Source organism: Enterococcus sp. DIV2379 (genome assembly GCF_050542965.1).
GTDB classification, from domain to species: Bacteria; Bacillota; Bacilli; order Lactobacillales; family Enterococcaceae; genus Enterococcus_D; species Enterococcus_D entomosocium.
The window spans coordinates 1,708,542-1,720,479 of the sequence record NZ_CP172938.1 but is presented as its reverse complement, the minus strand read 5'-3'; the positions used below and the strand labels follow the sequence as shown (position 1 = coordinate 1,720,479).

Sequence of the window (11,938 nt, the reverse complement as noted above, 5' to 3'; positions counted from 1 at the left end):
ATCAAAACCTGACGAACTGATTCAAAGTTGCTTGAATAGTTTTTGCACGAGTTTAGGTGAACTCTGTATCTTCGCGATTATTTTTGAAGCAAACGATTGATTCAGCCAGCTTAAGCAGATTTTGCTCAGCAGCGTGATCTACCATAAAAAAGCGTTAAAATCCACTGCTTTTCAAACGATTTACTCACTGTCTTCCTATCAAGAATGGAAGCTGTCATAGGCGTCAACAGCTTCCATTTGATAAGATTGAGCATCGATCATTCGGTAGATGGGACAAAACTTAACTCCCATTCAATCGTTGCTTGATAGGTCATGTTACGCGGATTTGATCCAATGGGTACTTCAAGTTTGACACTATCCCCCATCGTCCCCATATCCCCGTAGCGCTGAATCCAGGTACCGCTTCCTTCATTTGCATCCGCTTCAGCGATCAAAGCGGGTACCCCAGGATCAAGGATCATTGATTCACTATAAGTGGGAGGAATTGCTGAATTGGCGGCATTCGTCAGCATAACTGCATTTTCTAAAATAATTCGTGCACCCCGAAGTTCTTCTCCTCGATCATTACGAAATCCTGCAGCAGATAATGTCGCGTTTAGTTCCCAGCCGGTAAATTGAGCGCGCCGGTCAGAAATCTGCACGTAATTTGGCCGTTCCTCAGTTACTGAGCCATCTGCACTGCTAAGACGTTGCGGCAATGCATTGTACTGTTTGGTATCTGCACTTATTGATACATCTCCAAAGCTATACTGGGAGATGAAATCGATACTGATAAACCCTAAATGTTCTGGTATATCCGGTTTATTTTCTGGGTTCACTTCAATATCTGGCGCGATCGGATCTCGTGGATTCATTGTGGCAATCTCTTGAACAACTGTTTCAGCTGTATCGAATTTTCCATTTAAGAAAGCGTAAGCCGTCACCGTATTATGTTTTGTAAACCGATCCCCCTCGGCTAAGGTCAAGCTGAAATCACCATTTGCATCTGCTTGAAGATGAAACAAGCTGTTATCATCAAAAGAGGGTGATTGCAGTTGCGGTGCGGGAATTGCTGGATCTCCGTCAAAACGAATCACACTATAAGGTGTGGCTTTTCCCTTAATGATTCTTGAGCCTTCCAGTGCCGGGTCTTCCGTTAATGGTTCTAAATGAACCTCGACATCTGGAATATATTCAAATAGGATACGTTGTGCTCTTGTGGTAAAATTCGCGCGAAAATGATCAACGATCTCTTGTGAGATGGAAGAAACATTCGAAATCGATGACAAGGTAGAGGCAAAATTCACTTTTAAATTGAAGATTGGACTCCAACTGAAGTCTGGTTCCTCCGTCAAGTTTCCATGCCGCCATTGCTTCGCAGCTTGAATATCCACATCTAATAGCCCGCCGCTGCCGGAAATCGAAATAAGGCTACTATTTGCTGCATTTCCGGTAACCGCCCTTGTTTTCTCTAAATTGATGCGTTGTGCATCCGCAAAAGTGAAGGTTGAGGCCGAGCTCAAAAATGTCATCAAGGAATGAGAGGGATTGGTTCCGTCCGACTTAATATCCAAGACTCCTTCTTTAGCAACAATAAATGTGGCGGCACCGGCTACATGGATCACTCCGGAGGTGGTGGTCCCTTGATTCACTGCATCAATTTCGACACTGCTTTTATTTCCAATAAGCATCGTGCTTCCAGCACCCATGTAGATAATGTTATAGCCCCATCCATTGAGGCTTGTGGTACGTCCATCAGCTTTGATTACCACTTTGCTATCCTCAGACATTTCAAAGTGGGCGCCGCTAGCATACATACTGATTGCGGGGGAGTTGGCTCGGGCAGTCAAATGAAGCTCTGATCGATTACCGATATTGATCCGTCCATTCGCTATATAAATATTTGCTCCAAAAGCCTCACCGGCTGTTCCAGCTGCACGCAGAGACATCTTTGCATCATTGCCAATAGTCATACGCCCCGTTGCATAATATAAATAGATATTGCCGGAATTTATTGTCGACATGTCAACTGTTGCGTTATCAAGAATTTCCAATTGTGTTACTTCCATATTTGCTTGGTTGGTTGCATTGATCGTTTGCACACGTCCAGATCTGGAAGTATATGTCGGAGTTTGATGCGATATTACTTCGCCAGACATAATAACAGGTGTCGCTAACGAGTGGATCAACTGATTGCCCGCGTTGGTTAAATTGTGGTAACGCATTCTGGATAGATTTTGTTGCGGAATACTCATATTTGTAAAATTCATGAAGCCATAATAGTTGCCATGAACGATATCGATATTTTGGTACGTGATATCCCACGGCGATGCACTATTGACGGTACTATCATAAAATCCGACAGCAACAGCTCTAAAGTCGATTTGATACCCATTGCCTTCGATCACAAGCGTTCTCGAAATTCCAGAAGCATTGGTCCAAATATAGGCTACCCCATTCGACGGGTTGGAAGTTGCACTTCCCGCAGCCACTCCGGAAACTCCTTGAGTAGGATTGTTTGATGATTCAAAGTCATTTACGATATTGATATAATTTACTTCTCTATTCACGATTGCCGCCATAAACTCTTGCCAGTTGGAAACATCCCGATGACTGATTTCGTCTAACGGTGTGACCGGTTCTGTCAATTGGGCAATTGCTTCTGCTTGGTCAGCTTCTGTGTCTTGCTGATTCTCATTTAGGTTCGCGTCATTAGGAGGTTGCGTGGTTCGTTTCCCTTCCTGCGGCGTGTCTGATGGTGAGACCTCTGTCTCGATCGTTTCATTATCTGCATCATCATCCAAGTCCTCTTCCCCGTCATCTTCTGCCTGTACTTCGATCGTTAGTTCCGCTTCACCTATAAAAAGTCGATAATCGCCTATTTTATTAAAGACGATAGGAATCTCGAACTCCATTAGCTCTTCATCAAAGGTAAGCGTCCATTCCTGTTCTTCTTCAGACAGCTTCTTATTCTTCACTTCTGCAGCAAATTCTTCTTCCACGATCGCTGCTTCTTTCGCTACAACTAGCGTAATCTCATTTAAAGGTTGGCTTGATACGACGAAAACGTCGATCGGTTGATCCACGACACCTTCAATCACACTAACTGGAAACTGAAAAAAAGGGTTATGGATGTCAAATTCTTTTGTTTGGATCGGTTGTGTTGCTTTATCAAGCAAGGACATATTCTGCGTTTCATCCAACGGTTCAATCGTGTGATCGATGGCGTGGATTTCCGGCAATAGGATACTGCTCAGACTTGGAAAAAAAGTTTGCACACTTAGTAATCCAATAATGATCGCAATTATTACCTTGTGCGGGGTATTCTTCATTTCAACTTTTCCCACCTTCCTTTGCATTTTTTTTCTTATGAACAATTAGGATGATCGCAATAATTAGAAGCAAGCTGATTAGACCAGCCGTGGCGATCATCCACCAATTGAGTGACGTATCTACAGTGACATCGAGTTCATTTAAGCGGCGAGCATCTTCTGCCTCTACGCTAAATATCTGTTCCCAAGACCACTCTTCCTCTCCTGACCGCGCAGTAAGATTCAATACATACTCCCCATTACGAAAACGATCGCCATCCAAGGGAATTGGGAAATGCATATGTGAATTAGGAGCCATTTGCATAGATGATTGACTTGTTTCATATAAGATCGTCTCACCACCAACAGAACGAATTTCAGCTGTTACTTCCAATTGATTGACAAATGTTGCTGTATAATTTTGGATAACAGCACTAAATACGTTTCGGTAGTTTACTTGATCGGCAAAAACATCAAGCAGTTCCAATCCCGGATCCGTTGCGGACCGATTGTTGCTTACTACCACACCAATGACATAGGAAAATGCATTCCGAATACCTAATCCTTCTTCAGCAGATTGTGTTTGCTCCTCTTCCGAAATAACCTCTTTGATTCGAATGCCACCTGCCAAAACCCCTTTGAATTCCTCTTCCGGCATCGTAATCGGTAAAGAAATGATTCGTTTTTCTAATGGATCGAACAATACGGTTTCAGGCACCTCTACCAGTTCATCAATTGATGCAGGTAAAGTCGGATCAGGGGATTCTGCATCCCTGCCATATTCCACAACACCATTCACATTCGTAAATGCCGTATGGGCAGAAATTTCTATTTCGATCGCTTGATCAGAACCATTTTCGATCTCTAAAGCCAATTCATCACGTTCTCCTGCCCCAAGATTTAAATCGAAATACCCCAACGCCCCTCCTTCCAGCTGACTTTCCGGTAAGATAGGCGTCACATAAAAGTTTAATTCTGATTCTGTCTGAGCATAGCTCATTCTTGGTGAAAAAAAGAATGATAGTAGGATGACCGCACAGGTAACCGTTTTTATCCATTTCATTCTCATACGTTGTTCAGTCAAAAGTGGTTCTCCTTCCAAAAAAGGCAGGAATAATTTACTATTCCTGCCAGTTGTTTCTTGTTGCAAGCTATGATCCTTCTTACGGATTTACTGTTTCGCCGCCACTATCAACAGAAGCAGTTAGCGTCCATGTCATTTCCGCAGTATAGTTAGTTGCTAGCTGCGTGGTAGAGCCTGGTACAAATAGTTGAATATCATCATTTCTGATCATTTCGCCTTCTTGTTTATTAAGATTTTGTTCCGTCAATTTTTCCTGATCTCCCCAGTAAATCGATGAAGCGCCCGCGCCTTGACCGACCGAAGCACGCATGACAGGAATGTCTTGATCGTTGACATCTAGGATCAACGCATTTTGTTCTTCATTATTGATAACGGCACTTGGCTGTAAGTCTCGATCACCCTCGCCTTTGTTGAACACGATTTCAGGGTTTGCCAACTTGATTTTTGCCCCAGTCAAGACATCTCCTGATTCAGAAGTAAAATCAGTTAGACTAACATTTAATGTCCAACCAGCATGCGTTCCTCGGGTATCTTGCACTTGGGCAAACGATACGTACGGTGTCGTCCCTGATTGATCAGCCAAATTACGCTCATCAGCAACGATTGAATACCAACGATCACTGGTAGAAATAGCATTCTGACCAAAATCGAATGTTTGTGGTGCATAAGCAATGGTAAATGGGCCCGTTTGTCCTGGCGGTGTTGGTTCGATTGTTTCTACTTCTGGGTGCACGACTGGCGGTTGTACCACTGTTAGATCGCTTCCGTCTGAGGTAAACCCTACAACGTTATCGGTAATCGTTTCTAATGAAGATTGGGCAAAGGCTTGAACGCCTCCTGCTAGTAAAGTGGTGGATAATACAGCGACCGTAGCTAAACGAATCTTTTTCATTTCTAGTTCCTTCTTTCTTTTTTTATTCAGTACAAAACCAAGTTACTGAACCGTTTCTCCGTCCGGTCCTGCTGTTGCAGCCAAAGTCCAAGTAAGAGTTGCTTCATAAAGAGCAGCGTCTTTTGCTGTTGATCCAGGAATAAGTAACTCAATTCCAGCATTTTCAACAACCTCTGCACCTGCTTCTACTTGTCGATTGATTTCTTCCTGATCGCCCCAAACGACTGACGATACGCCAGCACCTTTTGTTTGAGCAGCGGTCAGAACCGAACGTTCACTATTTGTAGCATCTAAAATCAATCCATCCGCATGAATTTGTGGCTCATTTTCTTGGTTGCTTCCGTTATATTCCAATTTTGGCGAATTAAAACGAATTCTTGCTCCAGTCAGTTCATTATTCTGTGTTCCTGATTCAAAAGCACTTAAGGAAACTTTTAAATCCCAACCAGCATTTGTCCCACGCGTATCTTGGACTTGGGCAAATGAAACATAAGGAACTCTTTCTTCACTATCTTCCGCGTCTTTTAGCTTGTGTAATTCAGCCACTAGCTTATATTCTTGATCGGTATTAGAAATCACTTGCTCACCGAAATTAAGCGTAGGTGCGTAAGCAATGGTCAATGGTCCCGTTTGTCCTTCCGGGCCGACTGGATTGATCTCTACATCTGGACCATTAGGACCAGGATTTGGTGGTTGAACTACTGTCGCTTCGCTATCGTTTGGTACAAAGAGAACTTTCCCTTCTGTATCATGGTTTGTTACACTCTCAGTAGCGAAGGCTTCCGCGCTAAAAGTAAATAAAGTTGCAGCTAAAACAGCTGCCGATGCAAATCGTACGAATTTCAAATTCATCCCTGCTTTCAAATTATTTGTCTTTTCTTTTTAACCATCACAAATTTTGATCGATGTTTGGTATATTGCACATACAATACAACCAGTACAAGCAGTAATCCAAGAAAGATTACGCCGTAAGTTCTTGTCTCGTTGGTCTTTGGTAAAATACCACCTGGTTTTGCTACCTTGTTTGGTGGCGATATATTCTCTGTAGGGCCTGCTGGCGGTGCTGGTTCGGGTTGCCCAATAGGCTCATAAACACCGGTAAAGAGCACAGAGCTTTCTGTTTCAACCGACTGCACTTCCTGAGCATTCACCGCTGCCGTAGAAATAGTTATCCCATAAAAAAGAGTGCAAAACAGAACCATACGAACTAATTTCCATACCTTTTCTCCTTTCATTCTCCCTCCTCCTCTATACTTGCCACGTCTTATAAGTGATCTTTTCAAAACAGCGTTTGCCTAAGACCCGTTAACAAAAATGATTTTGAGATCGTTTTAGAATCATTTGAACTGTGCAACGCTTTTTCTGTCATTCGTAAAATAGCAGAGAAAGACTTATAACTTTTGACAAAGTTCACTATACTGATGATTTTCACAGATTTGAAATATTATTTTTCACCAATGGGTGAATTTTCTTATTAATATTCCTTTTTATTGACCAAAAATAAGCATTTTTATAAAAAGAAAGGGTAAAAATTTTGCGAAAGAAGCCCATCATACTAAGCTTACAAATAGTTTCAAAAAAAAGGCGTATTGGAAGGTTCATTTCGCATCGAGCATCACCCCTCACACGATCTCTTTGTGAAAAAACACCTGATTTTGAGTGGTGTAATCAAAAAAATTCAGTAAGCTTATGTTTTTCCAGTTACTTGAAAGGGCTTTAATAAAGGGTATTACGTTAATTACCTGTTCTTTTATCAATTTGTGCAAAAAAAAACGCTAAGCGATTTCGCTTAGCGTCTTGATCCTAGATACTTTTGGTCTATGTTCACCATTAAATGGTTTTCTTCCCCTTCATGCGAAGCTTTCCTTCTTGGCACATCGCCAACAAAGGGCAAATCTCACACTTTGGCGCCCTCGCGGTACAATGATAACGGCCAAAGAAAATCATCGTATGGTGGGTTTTGACCCATAATGGTTCGGGAATCTTTTTCATCAACGTTTGTTCAACTTCTAGTACATTGGCATCTAATTTACAAATGCGCAATCTTTTTGACACCCGTTCGACGTGGGTATCGACAGCGATTGCCGGTATCCCATAGGCATCACCAAGTACCACATTCGCAGTTTTTCTGCCGACACCTGGCAAAGAAACCAAATCTTCTCTTGTTTTCGGCACTTCACCACCAAAACGTAGCAATAGTTCCGAAGCACAAGCTTTGATATTTTTTGCCTTGTTTCGATACAGACCGATCGACTTGATTTTTGCAATCACATCTTCTAAAGGTGCTTCGCTCAAAGCTTGCGGTGTAGGATAAGCCTCAAAAAGTGCCGGGGTGACTTTATTTACCGAGACATCTGTTGCTTGCGCACTTAAAATGACTGCGATCAATAATTCAAACGCATTTTTGGATACCAATTCACCATGCGCTTCGGGAAACATCTCGTACATTGTTTCGATGGCGATCATTGTTTTTTCTTTGCTGATCATAGGACTATTTGAACTCCTTGTCTGTTACTCTCCTTCTAACCAATTATGCATAGGGATTTTGGGCATTGGCCCTTCTTCCTGTGAAATATTCTCATTTTGAAGAAATTGTTTTTTTCTTCTTTTTTGTTCTTCCTCAACTTGCGCTTTCGACGTGATATTCTTACGTTCCCAAGAAAGTAAGATACGATCGATGTAATTTAAGCTATAAGCCTGATTCAAAACCGCTTCTCGCAAAGCAAACTGAATCAGTTCCGGATCGTAATGGTCCTCATCCAACCACTGCCCGATCCGTTGGTATTCGATTGCTGACAATGGCCGACCAAACTCGCCTTCAAACAAGCGATATAACCCACGGATTTTTTCTTCATTTGATTCTACTGCCTCATTTTTCGATTGCTGTGTCAAGAGAAATTCTAAACGGTCATAGATTCCTGTGAAATCATAATAATCAACCATTTTTCCGGCAGCATCTTTTTTTGATTCCATTCGCAGTACATCTTTTTTAAGTAATTGATTTAACCAATGATAAATTTCTTTTTGATCACTCCCCATCACAGAGGCAATCTCACGTAAATCGGGGAAATCATTTCCTTGCTCATGACTGCGATACAACTGCAGCCATAACAAAAATTCGTCATTTGTCAATCCAAGATGATGGTAATTTTCTAAAAGCAAATTTGATATCGTTGTTTGCCCTTTTGCTAAATAGTCCTTTAACGAAACCATACTGTATCCTCTTCTCCTTGATTCACCTGAAACTCTATGATCCTTTGGTCCAAGATCGATCCAATAAAAAGGGGACGACGCAAAGGCGGACGTCCCACGATTCATTCTTGGTTACACTTTTTCTTTGACTGCTGCGATGATCTCAACTTCAACCAAAACATCTTTTGGCAAGCGGGCAACTTCTACAGCAGAACGTGCAGGTAACTCTTCATTGAACAATGTGCTATAGGTATTATTGAAAGGAACGAAATCATTCATATTTTTTAAAAAACATGTCGTCTTAACGATGTCATCTGGCGTAAGTTCCGCCGCTTCAAGAATCGCGTTGATATTTTTCAATACTTGCTGAGTCTGTACTTCAATCGTCGTACCGACAACTTCCCCCGAAACAGGATCTAATGGCACTTGACCAGAAGCAAACAAAAAGCCGTTTGCGATTTTTGCTTGAACATAAGGACCGATTGCTTGTGGTGCTTGATCTGTAGAAATTATCTTCATTTTGTTTCCTCCTCTTTCACTTGGCATTCGGGACATAGACCATAAACTTCTAGTCGATGGTTATTTATTTGATACCCAGTTAATTTCGAAGCCGCCATTTCGACATCTTCCAATCCTGGATAGTAAAAATCAGCGATCTTTCCACACTTTTGGCAGATAGCATGATAATGAGGCTCCGTTGTAAAATCAAAACGACTGGAGGCATCTCCATAATTCATTTCTTTTACAAAGCCAATTTCTGTGAATAAACGTAAGTTATTGTATACCGTTGCGACACTAATACCAGGAAAATGAACTTCAATCGCTCGATAAATCTCTTCAGCGGTCGGATGGGCATCGTGACTGGCTAAAAACTCTAATATCGCTACTCGCTGCGGTGTAATACGAATATTTTCATGTTTTAATCGTTTGATCGCTTCATCGTAGATCGTACTCACAGGAGTTCCTCCATTTCTCTTATCTCACCTATCATACTATGTAAAACCTAAAAATTCAAACAGCTTTCCTTATTTTTTCAAAGGCAAAACGCTTTTTTCAGCCCGCTTCCGTCCCCTTTTTTCGAGAAAGAAAAGCAGACATTTCAATGCCTGCTTTCTCTCGATTGTTAGTCTTCAAACTGATACAGTGCTGTGGACAAATAACGTTCGCCATTGTCAGGCACGATTGCTAAAACTTTTTTGCCTTTGCCTAGTTCTTTTGCTACCTGTAAAGCAGCTTGGATCGCAGCCCCTGAAGAGATTCCAACTAAAATCCCTTCTTTCATCCCAACTTGCCGTGCAGTTTTCATCGCATCGTCACTGGCAATTGCAATGACTTGATCATAAATTTCGGTATCTAATACTTTAGGGACAAATCCAGTACCGATCCCTTGAATCTTATGCGGTCCTGGCTTACCACCTTCTAAAATCGCAGATTCAGCAGGCTCAACACCAACTATTTTCAAATTAGGATAGACGCGCTTCAGTTCTTTGCCCGCTCCAGTGATCGTTCCACCAGTGCCGATTCCAGCGACAAAAGCATCTAAACCTTTTGATTCAAATGCATCCTCAATTTCTTTTCCTGTCGTTTTTTCATGAATTTCTGGGTTAGCTGGATTTTCAAATTGTAATGGCATATAGTAGCCGTCTTGCTCCGCTAATTCTTTTGCTTTGTTAATGGATCCTGTGATCCCTTCAGACCCAGGCGTCAAAATCAACTCTGCACCATAAGCTTGTACGATTTTCCGTCTTTCGATACTCATCGTTTCTGGCATAACCAACACAACCCGATAGCCTTTTGCCGTACCGATCATGGCTAAACCGATCCCCGTATTTCCTGAGGTTGGCTCGATAATCGTATCGCCGGCTTTCAATAAGCCGCTTTTTTCGGCTTTTTCAATCATGGCTAAAGCAATTCTATCCTTTACGCTACCCCCAGGATTGAAAAACTCTAATTTCACATACACATCAGCAGAACCTTCTTCTACGATATGATTTAATTTGACGATTGGCGTATGACCAACTAATTCATTGACCGATTGATAGATTTTTGTCATTGAAAATCCCTCCCGTTCTTATTCTTCCATTCTACCTAAAATACCTCGGAGTTGCGAATAAAAAGTAAGCAATTTCAAATTTTTTTTCATATAGTTTTATACTTTGTTCTATTTCCACTGACTAGAGTTTGATTGCCACGTCAAAAAAACCTTAAGATTGGCTGCAATTGTAGCAATCCATCTTAAGGTTTTTAACTTACTTATACGATCAACTCTTGTCCGATAACGATGATCTCACTGGATAATCCATTCGATGCCATCAACGCATCAACGGTTGTGCCAAATCGGTTGGCGATATCCCAAAGCGTATCCCCAGAAGCAACTTGATAGCTCTGTGCTGAAGATGTACTACCTGAATACGTGGTCGTCGTTGTTTCGCTGGTCGTTGTGCTAGTTGTGTTTGTCCAGGCTGTATTTTGTGTCGTTCCTGTATCGAACCGTGTAAGCTGATAGGTTTCGATCAACCAGTTCAGTTTTTGTGCGTAACCTGGATCGGTAGCATAACGTCCCGTCAAGTAATTCGTTGCATCATAAAATGAGGTTGTTTGGCTTTTCCAGACACCACTGTAATGAGCAGTCCCTGTCGCGAAACTTGTACTTCGCAAGACGTTCGCATGATCCTGAAACGATTCCCAATAAGAGTTATATTGACGAAACGGTTCATTCATCTCTACCCACTGACCATTCAAATACTCTTGGGTAGGCATATACACACTTTGTCCGTTGTAACTGCCTTTGACCCCAAATAAATTGTAATAGGGGGCATTGGATAATGCGGAAGAACCATAGCCGCTTTCCAAAATCGCTTGAGCGATCATCACAGAAGCATATAGATCATTGTTGGCAGCAACATCTTGTGCTGACCAGCCAATTTGTTCGATGAACCCTGAGATGTCCTGCGTCGCATATTGATTCTCAGCAGCTTGTACCTGTTGAGGAACGAAAGTGACCGTCATTGGCGCTAACATCATTCCTGCACCCATCAAAGAGACCACCGCCTTTTTACTAGGTCTTTTCATCGTCTTCTTTGGTTGATGATGTCTTTCACTTCTTGTTTGATAACTTCCCATCTTTTTCCTCCAGTAACTGTACGTTTTTTCAAATAAATCAATACAGCTATTATACGGAAAAATGCCTAGCAGTGCAAACAATGTTCACTTCCGACCCGACAAAAGACTTTTAAAAAACTTCCTGGACATCCCTCTCAGTTTGTTAATCACTGAGAAGTTTTTAAAAAAACTATTAGAATGGGGTTGTATTGCTTCTTTCTTACTATTTAAAAAAGTCTATATCTTGTGGTGAAACCATTTTTCAGAAATCTTAGCCACTACTACCTTAAATAAGTCACTCTGGCACTTTCAGAGTGAGCAGTACTCGAAAAAAACACGCTCGAAAATCGAAAAGATTCTCGAACGTGCTAGCTTTGA

The 11,938-nt window shown here is 41.7% G+C and carries 11 protein-coding genes; all 11 read right to left on the bottom strand.

Annotation, left to right across the window (positions count from 1 at the left end):
* Nucleotides 1-257: 257 nt before the first annotated feature.
* Complete coding sequence (locus IGI92_RS07940; protein WP_430608428.1) at nucleotides 258-3,311, bottom strand: pectate lyase-like adhesive domain-containing protein; 3,054 nt, start codon at nucleotides 3,309-3,311, stop codon at nucleotides 258-260.
* A gap of 1 nt (nucleotide 3,312) precedes the next feature.
* The gene (locus IGI92_RS07935; protein WP_016611732.1) at nucleotides 3,313-4,440 is read right to left on the bottom strand and encodes a DUF916 and DUF3324 domain-containing protein; all 1,128 of its coding nucleotides are present in this window, start codon (nucleotides 4,438-4,440) and stop codon (nucleotides 3,313-3,315) included.
* A gap of 13 nt (nucleotides 4,441-4,453) precedes the next feature.
* Nucleotides 4,454-5,266 carry a WxL domain-containing protein gene (locus IGI92_RS07930; protein ID WP_430599996.1) on the bottom strand — a complete coding sequence of 271 codons (813 nt, stop codon included), beginning with the start codon at nucleotides 5,264-5,266 and terminating at the stop codon, nucleotides 4,454-4,456.
* Between the two features lie 42 nt (nucleotides 5,267-5,308).
* On the bottom strand, nucleotides 5,309-6,112 hold the full coding sequence (locus IGI92_RS07925) for a WxL domain-containing protein (RefSeq protein ID WP_430608426.1): 804 nt from the start codon (nucleotides 6,110-6,112) through the stop codon (nucleotides 5,309-5,311).
* Nucleotides 6,113-6,126: 14 nt separating this feature from the next.
* Nucleotides 6,127-6,501, bottom strand: coding sequence for an LPXTG cell wall anchor domain-containing protein (locus IGI92_RS07920; protein ID WP_005236050.1), 375 nt, complete (start codon nucleotides 6,499-6,501; stop codon nucleotides 6,127-6,129).
* Nucleotides 6,502-7,096: 595 nt separating this feature from the next.
* Nucleotides 7,097-7,753 carry an endonuclease III gene (gene nth, locus IGI92_RS07915; protein ID WP_005236053.1) on the bottom strand — a complete coding sequence of 219 codons (657 nt, stop codon included), beginning with the start codon at nucleotides 7,751-7,753 and terminating at the stop codon, nucleotides 7,097-7,099.
* Between the two features lie 24 nt (nucleotides 7,754-7,777).
* Nucleotides 7,778-8,479 carry a DnaD domain protein gene (locus IGI92_RS07910; protein ID WP_005236055.1) on the bottom strand — a complete coding sequence of 234 codons (702 nt, stop codon included), beginning with the start codon at nucleotides 8,477-8,479 and terminating at the stop codon, nucleotides 7,778-7,780.
* A 111-nt stretch (nucleotides 8,480-8,590) separates the two neighbouring features.
* Nucleotides 8,591-8,977: a RidA family protein gene (locus IGI92_RS07905; protein WP_430608424.1), complete on the bottom strand. Its 387-nt coding sequence runs from the start codon at nucleotides 8,975-8,977 to the stop codon at nucleotides 8,591-8,593.
* Nucleotides 8,974-9,414: a Fur family transcriptional regulator gene (locus IGI92_RS07900; RefSeq protein WP_005226158.1), complete on the bottom strand. Its 441-nt coding sequence runs from the start codon at nucleotides 9,412-9,414 to the stop codon at nucleotides 8,974-8,976. The genes IGI92_RS07905 and IGI92_RS07900 overlap by 4 nt, the downstream gene beginning before the upstream one ends.
* A gap of 167 nt (nucleotides 9,415-9,581) precedes the next feature.
* Nucleotides 9,582-10,511, bottom strand: a complete 930-nt coding sequence (cysK, locus tag IGI92_RS07895) for a cysteine synthase A (protein WP_005236064.1) — start codon at nucleotides 10,509-10,511, stop codon at nucleotides 9,582-9,584.
* A gap of 200 nt (nucleotides 10,512-10,711) precedes the next feature.
* Nucleotides 10,712-11,581 carry a glucosaminidase domain-containing protein gene (locus IGI92_RS07890; protein ID WP_016611726.1) on the bottom strand — a complete coding sequence of 290 codons (870 nt, stop codon included), beginning with the start codon at nucleotides 11,579-11,581 and terminating at the stop codon, nucleotides 10,712-10,714.
* Nucleotides 11,582-11,938: the final 357 nt, after the last annotated feature.

Coding starts and splice junctions, on each gene's coding strand:
- IGI92_RS07940 (WP_430608428.1), bottom strand. CDS start 3,311: ATGAAGAATACCCCGCACAAGGTAATAATTGCGATCATTATTGGATTA.
- IGI92_RS07930 (WP_430599996.1), bottom strand. CDS start 5,266: ATGAAAAAGATTCGTTTAGCTACGGTCGCTGTATTATCCACCACTTTA.
- IGI92_RS07920 (WP_005236050.1), bottom strand. CDS start 6,501: ATGAAAGGAGAAAAGGTATGGAAATTAGTTCGTATGGTTCTGTTTTGC.
- nth (WP_005236053.1), bottom strand. CDS start 7,753: ATGATCAGCAAAGAAAAAACAATGATCGCCATCGAAACAATGTACGAG.
- IGI92_RS07910 (WP_005236055.1), bottom strand. CDS start 8,479: ATGGTTTCGTTAAAGGACTATTTAGCAAAAGGGCAAACAACGATATCA.
- IGI92_RS07905 (WP_430608424.1), bottom strand. CDS start 8,977: ATGAAGATAATTTCTACAGATCAAGCACCACAAGCAATCGGTCCTTAT.
- cysK (WP_005236064.1), bottom strand. CDS start 10,511: ATGACAAAAATCTATCAATCGGTCAATGAATTAGTTGGTCATACGCCA.
- IGI92_RS07890 (WP_016611726.1), bottom strand. CDS start 11,581: ATGGGAAGTTATCAAACAAGAAGTGAAAGACATCATCAACCAAAGAAG.